Origin of the sequence: Nocardioides phosphati (assembly GCF_014646375.1) — a bacterium.
GTDB classification, from domain to species: Bacteria; Actinomycetota; Actinomycetes; order Propionibacteriales; family Nocardioidaceae; genus Nocardioides; species Nocardioides phosphati.
The window spans coordinates 296,179-316,614 of sequence record NZ_BMNI01000002.1 but is presented as its reverse complement, the minus strand read 5'-3'; the positions used below and the strand labels follow the sequence as shown (position 1 = coordinate 316,614).

General features: G+C 71.7%; 24 protein-coding genes. 20 read left to right on the top strand and 4 right to left on the bottom strand.

All coding sequences use genetic code 11. From position 1 onward, the window contains the following. The first annotated feature begins 61 nt into the window (after window positions 1–61). The 6 genes from leuC to IEX47_RS06450 all read left to right on the top strand — a co-directional run bounded on the left by leuC (window position 62) and on the right by IEX47_RS06450 (window position 4,897). Window positions 62–1,462, top strand: coding sequence for a 3-isopropylmalate dehydratase large subunit (gene leuC / locus IEX47_RS06470; RefSeq protein ID WP_188783177.1), 1,401 nt, complete (start codon window positions 62–64; stop codon window positions 1,460–1,462). A 21-nt stretch (window positions 1,463–1,483) separates the two neighbouring features. Beyond that, window positions 1,484–2,077 carry a 3-isopropylmalate dehydratase small subunit gene (gene leuD, locus IEX47_RS06465; RefSeq protein WP_188783176.1) on the top strand — a complete coding sequence of 198 codons (594 nt, stop codon included), beginning with the start codon at window positions 1,484–1,486 and terminating at the stop codon, window positions 2,075–2,077. 221 nt (window positions 2,078–2,298) lie between these two features. After that, window positions 2,299–2,976 carry an HU family DNA-binding protein gene (locus IEX47_RS06460; RefSeq protein ID WP_188783175.1) on the top strand — a complete coding sequence of 226 codons (678 nt, stop codon included), beginning with the start codon at window positions 2,299–2,301 and terminating at the stop codon, window positions 2,974–2,976. Between the two features lie 150 nt (window positions 2,977–3,126). After that, window positions 3,127–3,681: a lysophospholipid acyltransferase family protein gene (locus IEX47_RS17915; RefSeq protein WP_229662676.1), complete on the top strand. Its 555-nt coding sequence runs from the start codon at window positions 3,127–3,129 to the stop codon at window positions 3,679–3,681. A gap of 14 nt (window positions 3,682–3,695) precedes the next feature. Continuing rightward, the gene (locus IEX47_RS17910; protein WP_229662675.1) at window positions 3,696–3,899 is read left to right on the top strand and encodes a hypothetical protein; all 204 of its coding nucleotides are present in this window, start codon (window positions 3,696–3,698) and stop codon (window positions 3,897–3,899) included. Then, complete coding sequence (locus IEX47_RS06450; RefSeq protein ID WP_188783174.1) at window positions 3,896–4,897, top strand: NAD(P)H-dependent glycerol-3-phosphate dehydrogenase; 1,002 nt, start codon at window positions 3,896–3,898, stop codon at window positions 4,895–4,897. Before IEX47_RS17910 ends, IEX47_RS06450 begins: the two co-directional genes overlap by 4 nt. A 21-nt stretch (window positions 4,898–4,918) precedes the next feature. On the opposite strand, the gene IEX47_RS06445 is transcribed toward IEX47_RS06450, so the two are convergent. Beyond that, window positions 4,919–6,031, bottom strand: coding sequence for a trans-sulfuration enzyme family protein (locus IEX47_RS06445; RefSeq protein WP_188783173.1), 1,113 nt, complete (start codon window positions 6,029–6,031; stop codon window positions 4,919–4,921). Between the two features lie 64 nt (window positions 6,032–6,095). On the opposite strand from IEX47_RS06445, the gene pyrE reads away from it, so the two are divergent. Both pyrE and IEX47_RS06435 read left to right on the top strand, forming a co-directional pair. Further along, window positions 6,096–6,638, top strand: coding sequence for an orotate phosphoribosyltransferase (gene pyrE / locus IEX47_RS06440; protein ID WP_229662674.1), 543 nt, complete (start codon window positions 6,096–6,098; stop codon window positions 6,636–6,638). Further along, window positions 6,635–7,756 (top strand): D-alanine--D-alanine ligase family protein, encoded by a 1,122-nt coding sequence (locus tag IEX47_RS06435; RefSeq protein ID WP_188783172.1) that lies wholly within the window; start codon window positions 6,635–6,637, stop codon window positions 7,754–7,756. Before pyrE ends, IEX47_RS06435 begins: the two co-directional genes overlap by 4 nt. A gap of 40 nt (window positions 7,757–7,796) precedes the next feature. Here the strand turns inward: IEX47_RS06435 and IEX47_RS06430 are convergent, their stop codons facing one another. Both IEX47_RS06430 and IEX47_RS06425 read right to left on the bottom strand, forming a co-directional pair. After that, a complete protein-coding gene (locus IEX47_RS06430; protein ID WP_188783171.1) occupies window positions 7,797–8,285 on the bottom strand; it encodes a DUF3515 domain-containing protein in 489 nt (162 codons plus the stop codon). A 196-nt stretch (window positions 8,286–8,481) separates the two neighbouring features. Next, window positions 8,482–8,718, bottom strand: a complete 237-nt coding sequence (locus IEX47_RS06425) for an Lrp/AsnC ligand binding domain-containing protein (RefSeq protein WP_188783170.1) — start codon at window positions 8,716–8,718, stop codon at window positions 8,482–8,484. Between the two features lie 125 nt (window positions 8,719–8,843). Between IEX47_RS06425 and IEX47_RS06420 the strand changes: the two genes are divergently transcribed. Continuing rightward, complete coding sequence (locus IEX47_RS06420) at window positions 8,844–9,827, top strand: thiamine-phosphate kinase (RefSeq protein WP_188783169.1); 984 nt, start codon at window positions 8,844–8,846, stop codon at window positions 9,825–9,827. A 72-nt stretch (window positions 9,828–9,899) separates the two neighbouring features. Here the strand turns inward: IEX47_RS06420 and rpmB are convergent, their stop codons facing one another. Further along, a complete protein-coding gene (rpmB, locus tag IEX47_RS06415; RefSeq protein ID WP_107700189.1) occupies window positions 9,900–10,085 on the bottom strand; it encodes a 50S ribosomal protein L28 in 186 nt (61 codons plus the stop codon). Window positions 10,086–10,323: 238 nt separating this feature from the next. On the opposite strand from rpmB, the gene fakA reads away from it, so the two are divergent. From fakA to IEX47_RS06360, 11 genes are all read left to right on the top strand, one after another. Next, window positions 10,324–11,934 (top strand): DAK2 domain-containing protein, encoded by a 1,611-nt coding sequence (gene fakA, locus IEX47_RS06410; RefSeq protein ID WP_188783168.1) that lies wholly within the window; start codon window positions 10,324–10,326, stop codon window positions 11,932–11,934. Between the two features lie 16 nt (window positions 11,935–11,950). Then, complete coding sequence (locus tag IEX47_RS06405) at window positions 11,951–14,182, top strand: ATP-dependent DNA helicase RecG (RefSeq protein WP_188783167.1); 2,232 nt, start codon at window positions 11,951–11,953, stop codon at window positions 14,180–14,182. Between the two features lie 25 nt (window positions 14,183–14,207). Beyond that, window positions 14,208–14,801, top strand: coding sequence for a 16S rRNA (guanine(966)-N(2))-methyltransferase RsmD (gene rsmD, locus IEX47_RS06400; RefSeq protein WP_188783166.1), 594 nt, complete (start codon window positions 14,208–14,210; stop codon window positions 14,799–14,801). A gap of 2 nt (window positions 14,802–14,803) precedes the next feature. Continuing rightward, window positions 14,804–15,298 (top strand): pantetheine-phosphate adenylyltransferase, encoded by a 495-nt coding sequence (gene coaD / locus IEX47_RS06395; RefSeq protein ID WP_188783165.1) that lies wholly within the window; start codon window positions 14,804–14,806, stop codon window positions 15,296–15,298. A gap of 93 nt (window positions 15,299–15,391) precedes the next feature. Then, window positions 15,392–15,952, top strand: a complete 561-nt coding sequence (locus IEX47_RS06390) for a YceD family protein (RefSeq protein WP_107700184.1) — start codon at window positions 15,392–15,394, stop codon at window positions 15,950–15,952. Window positions 15,953–15,995: 43 nt separating this feature from the next. After that, window positions 15,996–16,181 (top strand): 50S ribosomal protein L32, encoded by a 186-nt coding sequence (rpmF, locus tag IEX47_RS06385; RefSeq protein ID WP_107700183.1) that lies wholly within the window; start codon window positions 15,996–15,998, stop codon window positions 16,179–16,181. Then, window positions 16,138–16,956, top strand: coding sequence for a ribonuclease III (gene rnc, locus IEX47_RS06380; RefSeq protein WP_373289206.1), 819 nt, complete (start codon window positions 16,138–16,140; stop codon window positions 16,954–16,956). Before rpmF ends, rnc begins: the two co-directional genes overlap by 44 nt. Window positions 16,957–16,959: 3 nt before the next feature. Next, window positions 16,960–17,811, top strand: coding sequence for a bifunctional DNA-formamidopyrimidine glycosylase/DNA-(apurinic or apyrimidinic site) lyase (mutM, locus tag IEX47_RS06375; protein ID WP_188783163.1), 852 nt, complete (start codon window positions 16,960–16,962; stop codon window positions 17,809–17,811). A gap of 56 nt (window positions 17,812–17,867) precedes the next feature. Continuing rightward, entirely contained in the window at window positions 17,868–18,776 is a 909-nt protein-coding gene (locus IEX47_RS06370) for an acetate uptake transporter family protein (RefSeq protein WP_188783162.1), read from the top strand. Between the two features lie 137 nt (window positions 18,777–18,913). Then, the gene (locus tag IEX47_RS06365; protein ID WP_188783161.1) at window positions 18,914–19,114 is read left to right on the top strand and encodes a hypothetical protein; all 201 of its coding nucleotides are present in this window, start codon (window positions 18,914–18,916) and stop codon (window positions 19,112–19,114) included. A gap of 68 nt (window positions 19,115–19,182) precedes the next feature. Continuing rightward, window positions 19,183–20,415 carry an MFS transporter gene (locus tag IEX47_RS06360; protein ID WP_188783160.1) on the top strand — a complete coding sequence of 411 codons (1,233 nt, stop codon included), beginning with the start codon at window positions 19,183–19,185 and terminating at the stop codon, window positions 20,413–20,415. Window positions 20,416–20,436 lie beyond the last annotated feature (21 nt).

Sequence of the window (20,436 nt, the reverse complement as noted above, 5' to 3'; positions counted from 1 at the left end):
ACGTGGCCCAGACCGGGCCCGGCACGAGCACTGCAAGAGTTGCTGACACGAGGAGACCCCCATGGGCAAGACCCTGTCGGAGAAGGTGTGGGACGAGCACGTCGTCCGCAGCGCTGAAGGCGAACCTGACCTTCTCTACATCGACCTCCACCTGCTGCACGAGGTCACCTCGCCGCAGGCCTTCGACGGTCTCCGCATTGCCGGGCGCCAGGTGCGCCGCCCCGACCTGACCCTCGCGACCGAGGACCACAACGTCCCGACGCTCGACTGGGACAAGCCGATCGCCGACCCGGTCTCCAAGACCCAGGTCGACACCCTGCGCAAGAACGCCGCGGAGTTCGGCGTCCGCCTGCACCCGCTCGGCGACATCGAGCAGGGCATCGTCCACGTCGTCGGACCGCAGCTGGGCCTGACCCAGCCGGGCATGACGATCGTCTGCGGTGACTCGCACACCTCGACCCACGGCGCCTTCGGCGCGATCGCGTTCGGCATCGGCACCTCCGAGGTCGAGCACGTCCTCGCGACGCAGACGCTGATGCAGGCCAAGCCGAAGACGATGGCCGTCACGGTCAACGGCGAGCTGGCCGACGGCGTCACCGCCAAGGACCTGATCCTCTACCTGATCGCGCAGACCGGCACCGGTGGCGGCCAGGGCTACATCGTCGAGTACCGCGGCGACGCGATCAGCAAGCTCTCCATGGAGGGCCGCATGACGATCTGCAACATGTCGATCGAGTGGGGCGCCAAGGCGGGCCTGATCGCTCCCGACCAGACCACCTTCGACTACATCGAGGGCAAGCCGGAGGCCCCCAAGGGTGCCGACTGGGACGCCGCCGTGGCGCACTGGAAGACGCTGGTCACCGACGCCGACGCGACCTTCGACAAGGAGATCGTGATCGACGCGGCCGACGTCACGCCGTTCGTCACCTGGGGCACCAACCCGGGCCAGGGCGTGCCGCTGGGCGCCAACGTCCCGTCGCCGGAGGACTTCTCGGACCCGTCCGACAAGCTCGCCTGCGAGAAGGCGCTGGAGTACATGGGCCTCGAGGCCGGCCAGCCGATGCGCTCGGTCAAGGTCGACACCGTCTTCGTCGGCTCCTGCACCAACGGCCGCATCGAGGACCTCCGCCTCGCCGCCGAGATCATCAAGGGCCACAAGGTCGCCGAGGGCACCCGCCTGCTCGTCGTCCCGGGCTCGGTCCGCGTCCGCAACCAGGCGATGGAGGAGGGCCTGGACAAGGTCTTCGTCGAGGCCGGTGCGGAGTGGCGTGGTGCTGGCTGCTCCATGTGCCTCGGCATGAACCCCGACACCCTCGCCCCGCAGGAGCGCAGCGCGTCGACCTCCAACCGCAACTTCGAGGGCCGTCAGGGCAAGGGCGGTCGCACGCACCTCGTCTCGATCCCCGTCGCTGCAGCCACCGCCGTCAAGGGCACGCTCGCGTCGCCCGCCGACCTGGTCTGATCCGGACAGAGGAGAACAGTCATGGAGAAGTTCACTTCCCACACCGGCACGGCGCTCCCGCTGCGTCGCAGCAACGTCGACACCGACCAGATCATCCCGGCGGTCTACCTCAAGCGCGTCACCCGCACGGGCTTCGAGGACGGCCTCTTCGCGGCCTGGCGCAACGACCCGGAGTTCGTGGCCAACAAGCCGGAGTACCAGGGCGTCTCCGTCCTCGTCGCCGGCCCCGACTTCGGCACCGGCTCCTCGCGTGAGCACGCCGTCTGGGCGCTCATGGACTACGGTTTCAAGGTCGTGCTCTCGAGCCGCTTCGCCGACATCTTCCGTGGCAACTCGGGCAAGGCCGGCCTGCTGGCCGCCCAGGTCGAGCAGGACGTCATCGACCAGCTCTGGCAGCTCGTCGAGGCCGACCCGACCACGCAGGTGACCGTCGACCTCGACGCCCGCGAGGTGCGCGCTGGTGACCTCGTCGCCCCGATCGACGTCGACGACTACACCCGCTACCGCCTGCTCAACGGCCTCGACGACATCGGCATCACGCTCGGCAACGAGGCTGACATCACCACGTACGAGGCCAAGCGCCCGTCGTGGAAGCCGGTCACGCTCCACGCCTGACGCGTTTCCCCTTGCCTGCAAGGGAAATCGCCCACCCGAAGGGCCCGGTCGCACCAGCGGCCGGGCCCTTCGGCGTACGCCGGGTGCTCGCGGCGCGCACCGGACGCGGACAAAAAGGTGCGCCCAAAGCGCGCAGGGTCGTTGTGGCGCTGTCGATTCCTCCCTACCTTGCGAAGAGAGCGTCGGGGCGGACCCGACTCGCTGCACCGGAAGGGAAGCCCGTGAACAAGACCCAGCTGATCGACGCGCTCGCTGCGCGCTATGAAGGCAACCGCAAGATGGCAGCCGCGGCGCTCGACGCGGTCCTCGACACCATCACCCGCGAGGTGGCGCGCGGCGAGAAGGTGGCGATCACGGGCTTCGGCTCGTTCGAGAAGCGGATCCGGCCTGCGCGCATGGTCCGCAACCCGCGGACCGGCGAGCGGATCAAGGCGAAGAAGACCGCCATCCCGAAGTTCACCGCGGGCGCCGACCTCAAGGCCGTGATCTCCGGCGCGAAGAAGCTGCCGAAGCTCGACCTCAACAAGAAGGCGGCTCCGGCGAAGGCCGCCGCGGCGAAGGCGACCGAGCCGGCCAAGAAGGCGGCGTCCGGCACCTCGGCCGCGACCCGCAAGGCCGTGGCCCCGGCCAAGAAGGCCGCGAGCACTGCTGCCACGAAGGCTGCCCCCGCGAAGAAGGCCGCGGCGAAGGCGAGCGAGCCGGCCAAGAAGGCTGCCTCGAAGGCCGCCGCTCCGGCGAAGAAGGCGGCCACCAAGGCCGCTGCCCCTGCCAAGAAGGCCGCCGGCACCGCAGCGAAGAAGGCCACGGGCGCCGCTGCTGCCGCCAAGAAGACCACGGCGAAGAAGGCCCCCGCCAAGAAGGCGCCTGCCAAGAAGGCGGCCCCCTCCGCGGGCTCCTGACCCGCCGTACGCCGACTGCGGCGCCGTCCCTCGGGGCGGCGCCGCAGCCTCATTTCTGCGTGGGACCCGGCATCGGGGCGGGCGAGTCGATAACCTGCTCCCCGGTGAGCGTGACGCGGTGTCGCCGCCGCGAGATGGATGAGGTGACAGGTGACGGAGCGCAAGTGGCCGCGCAAGCCCGGAGCGGGGTTTCGCGTGGGTGAGGCGATCCTGGTGCCGACGCTGACGGCGATGAGCGGGCGCACGTGGATCGACGGCGAGAAGATCCCGGAGACGGGCGGCGTCGTGCTCGTGGCCAACCACGTCACGAAGATCGATCCCCTGACCATCGCGCACTTCGTCCACCACCACGGCCGCGCACCGCGCTTCCTGGCGAAGGCGGGCATCTGGGACGTCCCGTTCCTCGGCTGGATCATGCGCGACACGAAGCAGATCCCGGTCGCGCGCATGTCCAGCGACGCGCAGAACGCCTTCGCCGCCGCGGAGAAGGCGCTGCGTGACGGTGAGTGCCTCGTCGTCTACCCGGAGGGCACGGTCACGCGCGACCCCGGCCTGTGGCCGATGCGCGGCAAGACCGGGGCGGCGCGCATGGCGCTGGCCACCGGCGCGCGCCCGTGGTTCCCGTGGCGCACTGGGGTGAGCAGGAGATCCTGCCGCCCTACGCGAAGCGACCCCACCTCCTCCCGCGCAAGAACGTCGTGGTGAAGGCGGGCGACCCCGTGGACCTCTCCGACCTGCGGGACGGCGAGATCACGGTGGAGAAGATCAGGACCGCGACCGACCGGATCATGGCGGCCCTCACGGAGCTCCTCGAGGAGCTCCGTGGCGAGAAGGCCCCGGTCGAGCGGTTCGACCCCAAGGCAGCCGGCGTCGCCGAGATCGGCAACCCGAACCAGAAGAAGCGGAAGAAGGACCAGGCATGAGCAAGATCGCCGTGTTCGGTGCGGGCTCGTGGGGCACCGCTTTCTCGATGGTCCTCGCCGACGGCGGCAACGACGTGACGATCTGGGGACGCCGCGAGGAGGTCTGCCAGACGATCAACGAGCGTCGGGAGAACTCCGACTACCTCCCGGGCATCGAGCTCCCCCCGAGCGTCTGCGCGACCCACGACCCGGAGAAGGCGCTCGCGGGCGCCGAGGTCGTCGTGCTCGCCACCCCGAGCCAGTCCCTGCGCGAGAACCTCGCCGAGTGGGCGCCGTACATCCCCGACGACGCGGTCATGGTGTCGCTGATGAAGGGCGTCGAGCTGGGCACCCTCAAGCGGATGAGCGAGGTGATCGCGGAGGTCACCGACGCCGGTCCCGAGCGCATCGCCGTCGTCTCCGGCCCCAACCTGGCCAAGGAGATCGCCCGCCGCGAGCCGGCTGCCTCGGTCGTCGCCTGCGCCGACGAGGAGGTCGCCAAGCGCCTCCAGGCCCAGTGCCACTCGCCGTCGTTCCGGCCCTACACGTCCGTCGACGTCCTCGGCTGCGAGCTCGGCGGCGCCTACAAGAACGTCGTCGGCCTCGCTGTCGGCATGGCCGTCGGCCTCGGCTTCGGTGACAACACCACCGCCTCCGTCATCACCCGCGGCCTCGCCGAGACCGCCCGCCTGGCGATGGCGCTCGGTGCCAACCCCCTCACGCTGATGGGCCTGGCCGGCCTCGGCGACCTCGTCGCCACCTGCTCCTCCCCGCTGTCGCGCAACCGCACCTTCGGCGAGAAGCTCGGCCGGGGCCTGACGACCGAGGAGATCTACGCCTCGACCCGCCAGGTCGCCGAGGGGGCGAAGTCGTGCTCCTCGCTCCTCGCCCTCGCCGCGCAGACCGGCGTCGACGCCCCCATCGCCGAGCACGTCGACGCCGTCGTCGCCGGCCGCCTCACCGCCACCGACATGATGCAGGCGTTCATCCAGCGCGACACCAAGGCCGAGACCGACTGAGCGAGCCGGCCCCGGCCAGCCTCAGACCAGGGTGTCGAGGGCGACGCGCAGGTCCTCCCAGAGGTCCTCGACGTCCTCGATGCCGACGCTCATCCGGACCAGGTCCTCGGGGATCGTCTGCGACTCGGTCTTCCACCGGCGCCGCCGCTCGAACGTCGACTCCACGCCGCCGAGCGAGGTGGCGTGGACCCAGAGCTTCGTCTTCTGCACGAGCAGCTCGGCCGCGAGGACGCCCTGGGCGAACTCCACGCCGATCACGGCGCCGAAGCCGGGGTAGCGGACCTTCGCGACAGCCGGGTGCTCACCCAGCCGCGCGACGAGCTCCTGCGCGTTGGCCTGGGCCCGCTCGACCCGCAGGTGGAGGGTGCGCAGGCCACGCAGTGCCAGCCACGCCTCCATCGGCCCGGGGACGGCGCCGGTCAGGTCGCGCCGCTTCTTGAGTACGTCGAAGAGCTGGTCGTCGCGCGTCACGAGGGCACCCATGAGCACGTCACTGTGGCCGGCGATGTACTTCGTGGCCGAGTGCAGGACCAGGTCGACGTCATCGAGCAGCGGCTGCTGCAGCAGGGGAGTGGCGAAGGTGTTGTCGACGACCACGTAGGCCCCCGCGTCGTGGGCCGCGCGAGTGATCGCGGCGATGTCGGCCACCTCGAGCGCCGGGTTGGTCGGCGACTCGAGCCAGACCAGCGCGGCGTCCTCGCAGGCGGCGATCACGGCGTCGGTGTCCTCGATGTCGACGAGCACGCCCTTGAGGCGCCCGCGGGCCTCGAGGTCACCGAGCTGCATGATGGTGCCCTGGTAGGAGTGTCGGGGCATGACCACCGTGGCGTCCTGGCCGACGAGGTCGAGCACGCAGGCGACCGCCGCAAGGCCGCTCGCGAACGACAGGCACCGCCCACCCTCGAGCGCCCCCAGCGCCTCCTCGAACGCCGTCCACGTCGGGTTGCCGTAGCGGCCGTACTCCATGTCGCCACCCGCGACGTAGACCGACGCCATCGCGATCGGCTCGTTGAACGGCGCGTCCGGCTTGCGCTCGGGGCGCCCGGCGTGGACCGCGACGGTCGCGGGCCGGCGTACGGGCGGGGGAGTCGAGGGGGTGGCGGAACCGGGCACGACGGGGGACTTCTCGGTCATGCCCGAAGCCTAGGGCGCGGGCCGAAGGCAGGGACCGGGGACGTCGTAGGGAATGATGTGCGCCGTGACTGACGACATGAAGACGCAGCTTGCCGCCGACATCGACGCCACGTGCCGCCTCCGCGGCGAGTTCACGCTCCGCTCGGGGCAGGTGTCGGACACGTACTTCGACAAGTACCTCTTCGAGGCGCAGCCGGCGCTGCTCGAGCGTGTCGCAGCGCAGATGGTCGACCTCCTCCCGGAGGGCACCGAGCTGCTCGGTGGCCTCGAGATGGGCGGCATCCCGATCGCCACGATGGTCAGCGCCAAGACCGGCATCCCGGTGATCTTCATCCGCAAGAAGGCCAAGGAGTACGGCACGGCCAAGCTCGCCGAGGGCCCTGCCTTCGACGGCAAGCGGGTCACGCTCATCGAGGACGTCATCACCTCCGGCGGCGCCGTGCGCGACGCCGTCAACGTGCTCCGCCCGGCCGGCGCGATCATCGACACCGTCGTGTGCGCGATCGACCGCAGCCCGGAGGGCAACCCGCTCGATGACGTGCAGCTCGCGATCCGTCCGGTGCTCACCCGCGCCGAGCTCGACGCTGCTGCCGAGGCACGCGGATGAACGCCGTCGCGTCGGCCAAGCCCCGCGTCGCGGTCATCTTCGGCGGCCGCTCGACCGAGCACGGCATCTCCTGCGTCACGGGCGGCTCCGTCCTCAACGTGATCGACCGCGACAAGTACGACGTCGTCCCGATCGGTATCGCGCAGGACGGCCGCTGGGTCCTCGAGGCCGGCGACCTCGACCGCCTCAAGATCGCTGACCGCGTGCTCCCGTCGGTCGACGCGACCCTTCCGGCGGTGTCGCTCGAGCAGCGCGCCGACGGCACCGAGCTGGTCTTCACCGAGGCCACGGAGGCGACCGACGTCCTCGGTCACGTCGACGTCGTCTTCCCGCTGCTGCACGGTCCGTGGGGCGAGGACGGCACGCTCCAGGGCCTGCTCGAGATGGCCGGCGTGCGCTACGTCGGCGCGGGCGTGCTCGCCTCCGCGGTCAGCATGGACAAGGGGTTCATGAAGGTCGTCCTCCAGGCCGCCGGTGTGCCCACCATGCCGTCGATCGTCGTCACCGCCCGTGAGTGGGCCCGTGACGCCGCTGCCTGCCGGGCGCGCTCGGAGGAGCTGGGCTACCCGCTCTTCGTGAAGCCCGCGCGCGGTGGCTCCAGCATCGGCATCTCCAAGGTCCACGACGCCTCCGAGCTCGACGCCGCGATCGAGGAGGCGATCGCCCACGACCCGCGCGTGCTGGTCGAGGGCTTCGCCGCCGGCGTACGCGAGATCGAGTGTGGCGTCCTGCAGATGCCCGACGGCGAGGTGCGCACGTCGCTCCCGGCCGAGATCCGCATCGGCGGCGACCACGAGTTCTACGACTTCGAGGCGAAGTACCTCCCCGGCGAGCACACCGAGATCGACTGTCCGGCGAAGGTCGACGACGACCTCCTCGCGCGGATGCAGGAGCTGGCGCTCGTCACCTTCGACGCCGTGGCCTGCGAGGGCCTGGCCCGGGTCGACTTCTTCGTCTTCCCCGACGGCTCCCTCGTGGTCAACGAGCTCAACACGATGCCCGGCTTCACGCCGTCGTCGATGTACCCCCAGATGTGGGGCGCCTCGGGTGTCGACTACACCGAGCTCGTGGACCTGCTGATCCAGCAGGCGTTGAGCCGGAGCACCGACCTGCGCTGATCCGTCGATGGACCAGGCGCGTCAGCGCCGTGTCGATCCCTCAGACGCAGGGCTCGTGCGTCGGGATCGCCTGCTTGATCGGGTCGGCCAGCGTCGCCAGCGCGTCGGCGGCGAACGCCGCGTCGCGGCGGTGCTCCGAGGGGACCAGCAGCTCGACGACCGGCGTACGGCCGATGGTGTAGATCGTGAGGTCCGCACCGAGATCACCGAACTGGTCGGTGGGGACGTACCACCCGACGCCGTTGCTCTCCTCGCACGAGGCGCCGGGCTGGAACCCGCGGGGCATCGACACGCCGCACGTCAGCACGACGGCCGGGTCGCCCCAGGCCCGGCCCAGGGCGTCGGCCGGGGTGACCTCCTGCGCGGGGAGGCCGTCGAGCTCGTCCGGGAGAGCTACCAGGACCCTCTCGCAGGCAGTGCGCTCGGCCGCCGTGACATCGGGCGATGCGATCTCGACGCCGTCGGACGAGCAGGCAGTGAGCAGGACGCCAGTCCCGATCACGGACAGCAGGTGGGCAAGTCGGGGCACGTCCGCATCCTCCCACCGTCGTCGACGCGCCCACACGCGGCCCACTCGCGCGGGCCCGGCGGCACCGTGCAGGTACGGACACGTATCCAGGTCCAGCGCCCAAGCGCCCGCACGCCGGCGCGCGCGGCGTACCCGAATGTGTCCCGAGCTGCTCGCGCGGCCCGCACGGCAGGGCGGCCCGAGGCTGTGCGGTGCGTCAGAGGTGTACGACGGGGCAGGCGAGGGTTCGCGTGATGCCGTCCAGCGCCTGGATCTTGGCCACGACGTCGTGGCCCAGGGCGTCGACGCTCTTGGCCTCGGCGCGGACGATCACGTCGTACGGGCCGCTGACGTCATCGGCGGAGACCACCCCCGGCACGGAGGTGAGCGCGTGCGTCACCTCGGCGGCGTGACCGACGTCGGTCTGGATCAGGATGTAGGCGTGGACGGACATCTCGGCCTCCCTGGCTGAACGGCCCCGCGCTGGACGGGTGTCGCGGCGGTGGACTCCTCAACGTACTCCGAACGCGGCGCGTGTCGACCCCCATGCGCCCAGCGGGGACTGGTGGGATGGACCCCATGCCCGCTGGACCCACGGGAGGCACCTTCCCTCCGCATGCCACCCTCGCCGACGTCGGGGAGTTCCCGCTGATCGAGGCCGTGACCGCCCTCTTCGCCACTGCCGAGCACGTCCTGGTCGGCCCGGGGGACGACGCGGCGGTGCTGCGGATCCGCAACGGCCACACCGTCGTCTCGACGGACCTGATGGTCGAGGGGCGGCACTTCCGCCGCGAGTGGGTCCCGGCCGAGGACGTCGGCGCGCGCGCCGCTGCGCAGAACCTCTCCGACATCAACGCGATGGGTGGCACGGCCACGTCGGTGACGATCGGCATCGCCGCGCCTGCTGACCTCCCGGTTGCCTGGGTGCTCGACTTCGCCCGCGGCTTTGCCGCCGAGTGCGCGAAGGTCGGTGCCGTCGTCGTCGGCGGCGACGTGACCCGCTCCGAGACCCTCGTCCTCGCGGTCACGGTCATGGGTGGCTGCACCGTCGCGCCCGTCCTCCGCTCGGGCGCCCGCCCGGGTGACGTGCTGGCGCTCTGCGGGCGCCAGGGCTGGGCGGCCGGCGGCCTCGCGGTCCTGGGCCGCGGCTTCCGCTCGCCGCGCGTGCTCGTGGAGGCCTACCGCCGTGCGGAGCCGCCGTACGCCGCCGGGCCGGTCGCCGCGGACGCCGGTGCGACCGCGATGATCGACGTCTCCGACGGCCTGGTCGCCGACGCACGCCACGTCGCCGATGCCTCGGGGGTCGTGCTCGACATCCGCACGGACGCCTTCGAGATCCCCGAGCCGCTGCACGCCGTGGGCTCCGCGCTCAACGCCGACCCGATGCAGTTCATCCTCGGCGGGGGAGACGACCACCCGCTCCTGGCGTCGTTCCCGTCCGCAGCGGAGGTACCGGAGGGGTGGACGGTCATCGGCTCCGTGCGCGAGGTCGACGACGACGGCCCGCGGGTCCTCGTCGACGGTGCGCCGTACGCCGGCCCCGCCGGGTGGACCCACTTCTGATCCGCCGAGGCGGAAATGCAGATCGGCCCGCTGCTCGCGAGGAGCAGCGGGCCGAACCGGTGAGTCAGCGGGTCAGCGAGTGACCTTGCCAGCCTTCAGGCAGCCGGTGCAGACGTTGAGACGCTTCGGCGCACCGTTGACGGTGGCGCGGACGCGCTGGATGTTGGGGTTGAAGCGACGCTTCGTGATCTTGCGCGACCACGGACGGTTGTTGCCGAAGCCGGGCTTCTTGGCGCAGATGTCGCAGACGGCAGCCACGGGTTACTCCTGGAGATCGATCGGGACGAGGTCTTCGAGTCCCACGGACAGCCACACGACCACACAGTCAGGGGCGTCGGCACGGGACAACCGCACAAGGGTAAGCGAAAGCGCGCCGCACACGCGAATCGGCCGCTACCCCCGCTCCGTGGGTGGCAGCCACTAGCCTGTGCGTCGCAACGGTACGCCGCCCGGTCGGCGTGGTTTCAGGTCACGAGCGAGCGAGAGGCGGGGGTGCATGTTCGACGTCGACACGGTCGTCCGCTTCGTCGAGATCGCGACCGATGCCCTCGCCGAGGCGCGCGAGGAGATCGACGCGCTCAACGTCTATCCCGTGCCCGACGGCGACACCGGCACCAACATGTTCCTCACCGTCCAGGCCGGCCGTGACGCCATGCTCGACGCGGTCGCCCGGGGCGAGGGCGGTGACGCCGCGCTCAAGGCGCTCGCGCGCGGGTCGCTCATGGGCGCGCGGGGCAACTCGGGCGTCATCCTCAGCCAGCTGCTCGGCGCCCTGGTCGCGCGCCTGCGCAAGGCGGGCCCCGACGAGCGCAAGTCCATCGTCCTGGCCGAGGCGTTCCGCGACGGCTGCGAGGCGTCGTACGCCGCGGTCGGCACGCCGGTCGAGGGCACGATCCTCAGCGTCATGAAGGCCGCCTCCGAGGCTGCGATGGAGGTCGCGCCCAACGACAGCTCCATTCCCACGATCGCCGCAGCGGCCGAGGCCGCCCGGGTCGCGCTCGAGCGCACGCCGCAGCAGCTCAAGCTCCTCGCCGACTCCGGGGTCGTCGACGCCGGAGGCCGCGGTCTCGTCGTCGTCTTCGAGGCTGCCGAGACGGCGCTGACCGGCCGGCGCCGTGTGGAGCCCACGAAGGCTCGCGGCGTCCCGAGCGTGCCGGTCCTGCTGCCGACCGACGACCTGACCGAGGACGGTCCGGCCTACGAGGTGATGTACCTCATCGACGTCGAGGACGACCGCCTGACCGAGCTGCGTGCCGAGCTCGCGACCCTCGGCGACTCGCTGGTCGTGGTGGGCGGCGACGGTCTGTGGAACGTCCACATCCACACCGACGACGTGGGCGCGGCCATCGAGGCCGGCATCCACGTGGGCCGTCCCCACCGCGTCAAGGTGACCCACTTCGCCGAGCAGGTCGCCGCCGCGAAGGCCCGCCGTCCCAGTCGCCTGGGCCGCAAGCTGGTCGCCGTCACCGCCGGGCCGGGCCTGCAGCAGCTCTTCGCGGAGACCGGCGCGATCACCGTCACGACGGAGCCGGGCCGCCGGCCGAGCGCGGGGGAGATCCTCCACGCCATCGACAGCAGCGGCGCGGCCGAGGTCGTGGTCCTGCCCAACGACCCCGACTCGCTCAAGGTCGCCGAGATCGCCGCCCGCACCGCGGAGGAGTCGGGCAAGCTCAAGGTCGCGGTCATCCCCAGCCAGGCGCAGGTGCAGGGCCTGGCCGCGGTCGCCGTCCACGAGCCGGGCCGCCCCTTCGAGCAGGACGTCGTCGCGATGACCTCGGCCGCCCGCCACACACGCCACGGCGCCGTCACCGTCGCCGCGCGCAAGGCGATCACCACCGCCGGTGCCTGCAGCCCCGGCGACATCCTGGGCGCCATCGACGGCGACTTCGTCGTGATCGGCGACGACCTCTTCGACGTCGCCTACGGCCTGCTCCGTCGCCTCATCGGCGGCGGTGCCGCCGAGCTGGTCACCCTGGTGTCGGGTGAGGACGCGGGGGATCTCGCCGAGCGTCTCGAGAAGATGCTGGCCCGCCGCCATCCCCTCCTCGAGATCGTTGTCTACGACGGCGGCCAGAGCCGCTACCCGCTGCTGGTCGCGGTGGAGTGAGCCCGGTGATGCACTGGTGATCACTCTCGGGACCCCTGTCGCGGCCGTGCTCGGCGACCAGACGCGCAAGCGCAAGGCGATCGTCGAGGGCCTCGGCCTCGAGACCGTCGGCGACCTGCTCCACCACTTCCCGCGCCGCTACCTCGAGACGGGCAGGCTCTCCGACGTCGGCGGCCTGCGCGAGGGTCAGCTGCTCACGATCGTCGGCGAGGTCACGAGCGTCGGCAGCAAGACCTATACCGACCGCCGCACCGGCAAGCCGGCGTACCGCGTGGAGGCGATCGTCCGCGCCGAGGGCCACCGGCTCAAGATGACCTTCTTCGCCAAGAGCGAGTGGATGGTCAAGAACTGGTCGCGCAAGCTCGAGGTGGGGCGCCGCGGCGTCTTCCAGGGCAAGGCATCGCAGTTCAACGACCAGTGGCAGCTCACCAACCCGCAGATGCTGCTCTTCGGCGAGGGCGGTGACGAGGAGACCGCGGGCCTCTCGCTCGACGACATCCCGCCGTACTTCCCGATCTACCCCCTCACCAAGGGCGTCGAGACCTGGGACCTCCAGCGGGCGTGCGCCTTCGCGCTCAGCGTGCTCGACGAGGTCCCCGAGCCGCTCAGCGACGACCTCCGCCAGCAGTACGCCGTCGTCGGCCGTCGCCAGGCGATCGAGTGGATCCACGGGCCGGAGCAGTTCGCCCAGGTGGAGGCCGCGCAGCGCCGCTTCCGCTTCGAGGAGGCGCTGGTGCTCCAGCTCGTCCTCGGCCGGCGGCGCCGCGCGCTCCAGGCGCAGGGAGCCCAGGCGCGCACCGGCGGGGTCAGCAAGATCCTCGACGCGTTCGACGCACGCCTGCCGTTCGAGCTCACCAGGGGCCAGCGCCAGGTGGGGGAGGAGATCGAGGCCGAGCTCGCGCAGCCCCACCCGATGCACCGCCTGCTCCAGGGCGAGGTCGGCTCCGGCAAGACGCTCGTGGCGCTGCGGGCGATGCTCCGCACGGTCGACTCCGGGGGCCAGGCGGTGCTGCTCGCGCCGACCGAGGTCCTCGCGCAGCAGCACTACCGCTCGATCACGGCGATGCTCGGTGACCTCTCCGGCGGCGGCATGCTCGGCGGAGCCGAGGAGTCCACAGGGGTCGCGCTGCTGACCGGCTCGATGACCAAGCAGCAGCGGCAAGAAGCCCTCCTCGCCATCCAGCTCGGCGACGCCGGCATCGTCATCGGCACGCACGCCCTGCTCGAGAAGGCGGTGACGTTCCAGGACCTCGGCCTCGTCGTCGTCGACGAGCAGCACCGCTTCGGCGTCGAGCAGCGCGCCGCGCTCACCGACAAGGCCGGCACTCCGCCGCACGTCCTGGTCATGACGGCGACCCCGATCCCGCGCACGGTCGCGATGACCGTCTTCGGCGACCTCGAGGTCTCCACGCTCTCCGAGCTGCCCGCGGGCCGCGCGCCGATCCAGACCAACGTCGTGCCGCTCGCCGACGCACCCCACTGGCTCGGCCGGGTCTGGGAGCGCGTCCGTGAGGAGGTCGGCAAGGGCCACCAGGCGTACGTCGTGTGCCCCCGCATCTCCGGCGACGTCATCGAGGCCGGCCAGCAGGACGTCGTGCAGTACGACGAGGACGGCAACCCGGTCGCGCCGCCGCGCCCGCTGGCTGCGGTCGAGGAGGTCGCCGAGGGCCTGCGCCACGGCGCGCTCCAGGGCCTGCGCGTGGGGATCCTCCACGGCAAGCTGGCCCCTGAGGAGAAGGAGCGCACGATGCGCGCCTTCGCCACGGGCGAGATCGACGTCCTCGTGTCCACCACCGTCATCGAGGTCGGCGTCGACGTCGCCAACGCCACCGCGATGGTCCTCCTCGACGCCGACCGCTTCGGTGTCTCCCAGCTCCACCAGCTGCGTGGCCGCGTCGGCCGAGGTGGACTGCCCGGCCTCTGCCTCCTGGTCAGCCACGCGGAGTTCGGCTCCCCGGCCCGTGAGCGCCTCGACGCGGTGGCCTCGACCACCGACGGCTTCGTGCTGAGCCAGGTCGACCTCGAGCAGCGGCGCGAGGGCGACGTGCTCGGCAAGCGCCAGTCCGGCGGCCGCTCCTCCCTCGTCACCCTGAAGGTGCTCCGCGACGAGGAGGTCATCCTCGAGGCCCGCCGCGCCGCCGAGGAGCTGCTCGACCAGGACCTCGCGCTCGGACAGGTGCCCCTGCTCCGCGCCACCGTGGAGGAGACTGAGCGCAGCAACGCATCCGAGTTCCTGGAGAAGTCATGACCACGCCTCGCCACCCTGAGCCCGCATGACGCGGATCATCGGGGGCAGTGCCGGCGGCCGACGGCTCGAGACGCCCAAGGGACAGGCGACGCGGCCGACGAGCGACCGGGTCCGCGAGGCGCTCTTCTCGGCCATCGAGTCGTGGTGCGGCTCCCTCGACGGGCTCCGCTTCCTCGACCTGTACGCCGGGAGTGGCGCCGTTGGCCTGGAGGCGATGTCCCGCGGGGCGGGTGTGGCGACCTTCGTCGAGCAGGACCGGCGCACGGCGGCCCTCATCGCCCGCAACGCCAAGCTGCTCGGCTTCCACGTCGACGTCATCGCCCACACGGTCGGCGCCGTGCTTGCCAGCCCGCCGCGCGCGTCGTACGACGTGGTCTTCCTCGACCCGCCCTACCCGCTGCCGGACGCGGAGGTCGACGCCGACCTGGCCGCGCTCGTGGCCCAGGGCTGGCTGACGGCCGACGCGCTGGTCGTCGTCGAGCGGGCCAGCAAGCGGTCCACGACGACCTGGCCCCACGGCATCGAGCTGCTCCGCGAACGGAAGTACGGCGAGACGATGCTCCGGTATGGTCACGCAGCATCGCCCGACGGCGATCATGATGCCGATCCAGGGGAGTGAACGTGCGCATCGCAGTGTGTCCGGGGTCCTTCGACCCGGTGACCAACGGCCACATCGACATCTTCGGCCGGGCGGCCGACCTCTTCGACGAGGTGATCGTGGCCACGGGCCTCAACCCCTCGAAGACCCGCCTCTTCACCCCTGACGAGCGCATCGACATGCTCACCGAGGTCTGCCGCGCGTTCCCCAACGTCCGGGTCGCCGGCTTCACCGGCCTGCTGACGGCGTTCTGCCAGGAGCAGGGTGCGGTGGCGATCGTGAAGGGCCTGCGTGCGGTCAGCGACTACGAGTACGAGCTCCAGATGGCGCAGATGAACTCCAGCCTCGCCGAGGTCGAGACGGTCTTCATCCCGACCAGCCCCGAGTACTCCTTCCTGGCCAGCAGCCTGGTCAAGGAGGTCGCGATGTTCGGCGGCGACGTCTCGGGCCTGGTCCCCGACTTCGTCCGCGAGCGCCTGATCACCCGCCTCGACGAGCGCAAGCGCTCGGGTGCCTGAGCGCAGCACGTCCGCGGCGGCCGAGGCGTTTTGCTGCCTCGTCCCTCGCACCCGTAGACTCCATCCGATCTGTTCTGCCCTGATTGAGAAGACGTGACTGCCCACCTGGACCCGAGAGCGCCGCTCGTGCTCGACACTTACGAGCTCGGCCGCCGCCCGGGGTCCCAGCGGGAAGTCACGCTGACCGTTCCGGCGCCGGCAGATCTCGGCATCGAGCTCCTCGGTGTCCCCGAAGGTGCAGAGGTCGAGCTCGACCTGCGCATCGAGGCGGTCATGGAGGGGGTGCTCGTCACCGGTGCGGCGTACGCCGACCTGGAGGGCGAGTGCGCGCGGTGCCTGGAGCCGATCCACGACGAGATCGAGGCGCGGTTCCAGGAGCTCTACGTCTACGACGACGAGGAGCGCGCCGCGGACGACGACGAGGAAGAGCTCCGCACGGAGGGCGACCTGGTCGACCTCGAGCCGGTGCTGCGTGACGCGGTGGTGCTCGCACTGCCGTTCCAGCCCCTGTGCCAGGACGACTGTCCCGGACTGTGCATCGACTGCGGTGCGCGGCTCGCGGACGACCCGGATCACACGCACGAGGCCCCGATCGACCCCCGGTGGGCCGGTCTGGCAGGCCTGCACGACCCCAGCAGCAAGACCGAAGACTGAACGCCCGGCCTGACCAGGCCGGACGAAGCTAGAGGAGAAGACAGTGGCTGTTCCGAAGCGGAAGATGTCGCGCAGCAACACCCGTCACCGCCGTTCGGCGTGGAAGGCCGTTGTGCCGACCCTGGCGACCTGCGCGAACCCGGCGTGTGGTGCCAAGGTCCTCCCGCACCGCGCGTGCGGCGAGTGTGGCCAGTACGGCGCCAAGGCGGCTCGCCGCCAGGTCCTCTGAGCCTGAGACCAGGTTCACGGCCCTGACCACGCACGGCGCGCGCGACTACGACGCGCTTCGGGCAGCCCTCGGCGATCCAGTCCTGGACGCCGGGCTGCTCGAGCGCGCGCTCACGCACCGCTCGTTCGCCTACGAGAACGGCGGGCTGCCGACCAACGAGCGCCTGGAGTTCCTGGGCGACTCGGTGCTCGGCATCGTGGTCACCGAGGCGCTCTACCGCACCCATCCGGACCTCTCCGAGGGCCGGCTGGCCAAGCTGCGCGCCGCTGTCGTCAACGCCCGCGCGCTTGCGGGCGTCGCCCGCACCATCGGCCTCGGCGAGCACATTATGCTCGGCAAGGGCGAGGAGTCGACCGGTGGTCGCGACAAGGCCTCGATCCTGTCCGACACGGTCGAGGCCGTCATCGGAGCGGTCTACCTCTCCGGCGGCTTCGAGGTCGCCGGGGCGCTGGTCCACCTCCTGTTCGACCCCCTGATGGAGGAGGCCGCCAAGCTCGGCGCCGGCCTCGACTGGAAGACGTCGCTGCAGGAGCTCTCCGCCGGGCGGTCGCTCGGCGTCCCCGAGTACGTCATCGAGGGCTCCGGCCCCGACCACATGCGCCACTTCGTCGCGCAGGTCCGCGTCGGTGACCAGCTCTACGGCCACGGCGAGGGCCGCTCCAAGAAGGAAGCCGAGCAGCAGGCCGCCGAGACGGCGTACCGCGAGATCTCGGCGATCCCGCTGCCTGGTCAGGAGCTGGCCGGCGACGACACCGTCGACGCACCCGCTGTCTGACCCGTGCCCGAGCTTCCCGAGGTCGAGGTCGTACGCCGCGGGCTCGAGGCCCACGCGCTCGACCGCGTGATCACCTCCGTCGAGGTGCTCCATGACCGTCCCGTACGCCGCTCGCCCGGCGGCGCCACGGTCTTTGCCGGCACCCTCGTCGGCCGCACCTTCACCGCCGCGCGGCGCCGCGGCAAGTACCTCTGGCTGCCGCTCGACAGCAGCGACGCCGTCATCGGCCACCTCGGCATGAGCGGGCAGATGCTCGTCCAGCCCGTCGGGGCGCCGGCCGAGAAGCACCTCCGCGTCCGCTTCACCCTCGACGACAGCACCGAGCTCCGCTTCGTCGACCAGCGCATGTTCGGCGGGCTGGCCCTGTCACCCGGCGGAGGCGACCTGCCGCAGGAGATCGCCCACATCGCGCTCGACCCGCTCGACGTCGCCTTCGACCTCGAGGCCGTCGCGGCCCGGATCCGCACGCGAACCTCCGGCATCAAGCGGCTGCTGCTCGACCAGACCCTGGTCAGCGGCGTGGGCAACATCTACGCCGACGAGGCGCTCTGGCGGGCGGGCCTCCACGGGGAGCGGCCCGGCAACCGCCTGGCCCGCGCGCAGGCGATCGAGGTCCTCGGCCACGCGCGTGACGTGATGACCGAGGCGCTCGCCCAGGGCGGCACGTCGTTCGACGCCCTCTACGTCAACGTCAACGGCCAGTCCGGCTACTTCGAGCGCTCCCTCAACGCCTACGGCCGTGAGCACGAGCCCTGCCGCAGGTGCGGCACGCCGATGCGACGGGCCGCCTTCATGAACCGTTCGTCGTACTTCTGCCCGGTCTGCCAGAAGCCGCCGCGGACCAGGCGCGCGTAACCGCACGCGGTCGACCAGCACACGCCTAGGATGCGCGTGTGCGTCGACGCTTCAGGATGAGTCCTTCCGGCCGTGGTCCGAGCGACCCGTGGTTCCGCCTCGGCACGCTGGACGTCGGCACCACCGTGCTGGTCACGATCCTCAGCGTGGCGGCGATGCTCGTCGGCGCCGTGCTCATGCACGGCCCGCAGGCGGACGTCCTCGTGCTCGACCCGGAGGCGATCCTCCACGGCGAGGTCTGGCGCGTGGTGACCTGGCCGTTCGCCTATCCGAGCGGTGTCGGGCTCTGGCCGGTCCTCAGCGTGGTGATGTTCTGGTACTTCGGCAAGGACCTCGAGGAGCACCTCCTCGGGCGCACCCGGATGCTCCAGTTCTTCGCCAGCGTGACCGTGCTCTTCGCGATCGTGGGCGTCGCGATCGACGGGATCTTCGCCGATGGGGCCGGGCTGGTCCGCGACAGCGGCCTCAACACCGTCGAGCTGGTGGTCCTGCTCGCGTGGATCGCGGAGTGGCCGCACCGTCGCTTTCTCTTCAACATCCCGGCGTGGGTCTTCGGCTCGGTGATCCTGGCGCTCTCGCTCATCCAGTACCTCCAGTACGGCGTGTGGTGGATGGCGCTCTACCTGATCCTCGGCCTGGTCCTCTCGACCATCGCAGCCCGCTCGCTCGGCATGCTCAGCGAGCACCACGCGCTGCCGAAGATCCACCTGCCGCACCGCCAGAAGCGCGACGGCACCGCGCGCCACCAGCACGGCCCGCGGGCACGGCGTACGCACCGCCACCCGTCGCAGGGCCCGACCGTGGTCGCCGGCCCGTGGCAGGGGAGCACGCTCCCCACCGAGTCGCCCGACGAGGCCCGCATGAACGCGCTGCTCGAGAAGATCCACGAGAGTGGCCAGGCCTCGCTCAGCTCGGCGGAGCAGAAGGAGCTGCTCGAGCTCCGCGACCGCCTCCGCCGTCGCTGACGCTGACCGACCCGTCGACGGGCCTCGGGGCCCCAGAGGCGGCGTGCCGTCGGATTGACTCGCCATGGACCCCGGTGCGACCCTTGAAGACGGCCCCGACACCGGTCGCGGCCGTCCATCCAGACCGGAGGAACTTCATGGCCAAGGCGCTCCTCGGCTACATGAGCAGCGACCTGCGTGACCCCGCGCGAGCGGACCGCCTGGCGGCGGAGGTTCGCCGCCTGCGCGACCGCATCGGCGACCTCGAGGCTCTCGTCGTCCGTCTCCAGGACGAGAACGACCGCCTGAGCGCCGACCGGGCCACCTGGGCAGCGCTCGAGGAGATGCAGCCCGCCTGACGGTGTCCGGCGACGAGCACTGACCTGCTCGCCGCTCCATCGGCGCGCCTGCGTACCCTCCTCACTTCGTGAGCATCCTCGCCGACCGCGTCGTCCCCGCCCTCCTGGGCCCGGACGCGCGTCGGCTCGTCGTCGCGACCTGGCTCGGCCAGCTCACCGACGGCCTCGCCCTCGTCTCCGCGCCCCTCGCGGTCGCCTCGTTGACGCGCTCGCCGTTCCTCGTGGCGCTGGCGGTCGCCCTCCACCGGCTCCCCGTCCTCCTCCTCAGCCCGTACGCCGCGTTGCTCGCCGACCTGGTCAACCGCCGGTTCCTGGTGGTCACCGCCGACGCCGCGCGCGCCGGCGTACTCCTCGTGCTGGCGGGGCTGCTGGCGCTGGGTGTGGCGCCCGTGGCGCTCCTGCTGCTCGCGATGGCGGGGCTCGGCCTCCTCGAGACGGTGGCCGACAGCGCACGCGGACCGCTCCTGCCGATGCTGGTGCGTGACCCCGCGGCGCAGGAGGTCGTGGGCGCGCGTCTCGACGGAGGCTTCGTGCTCGGCACCCAGCTCGGCGGCCCGGTGCTCGGCGCGCTGCTCTTCGTGCCGGGTGCCGCGGTGCCGTTCGCCGTGCAGGCGGTGGTGCTCGCGGGCGCGGTCGCCCTCCTCTCGCGGCTCCGGGTGCCGGGACCGTCGCGGGGACCGCTGCCGCCGGGCGTGCGACACCCCGTGCGGTCGGGGCTGAGGCGGATCGCGGTCGACCCGCACCTGTCCGGCCTGGTGCTCGTGGGGCTCGCGGCCCAGGCGGCCTGGGCGGCCGGCTGGTCACTGCTCGTCGTCTATGCGGCGCAGCAGCTCGGGCTGCACGAGGTCGGCTTCGGGCTGCTGGTGGCCGCCGGTGCGGCCGGTGGCTTGGCGGGTGTCGTGCTGCGGCCGCTGGTCGACCCGCTGGCCCGCGCGCTCCCGCGGCTCACCCCCGCCCGCCTGGTCCTCGCCGGCCTCGCCCTCGAGGCGGTCGGCCACCTCACCCTGAGCCGTCTCCACACGCCGTGGATCGCTGCGGCCACGCTCGCCGGGCTCGGCGCGCTCGGGTTCGTCGCGGCCGATCTCGCCCGCGATCTCCGTCGCCGGCGCACCGCCGCCGACGGCACGTCGGACGTCGTCGCGGCCGCCTCGACGGCCCTCGGCCTCGCCGCCACCGTCGCGGGCTGTCTGCTCGGTGGCGTCCTCGCGGAGATCGGCGGCATCTCCACGCCGTACGCCGGGGGAGCGGTGCTCCTCGCCGCAGCGCTCGTCCTGCTCGGCCGCAGGTCCGCCGCGTTGTAGCCTGACCCGACCTGCCCCGCT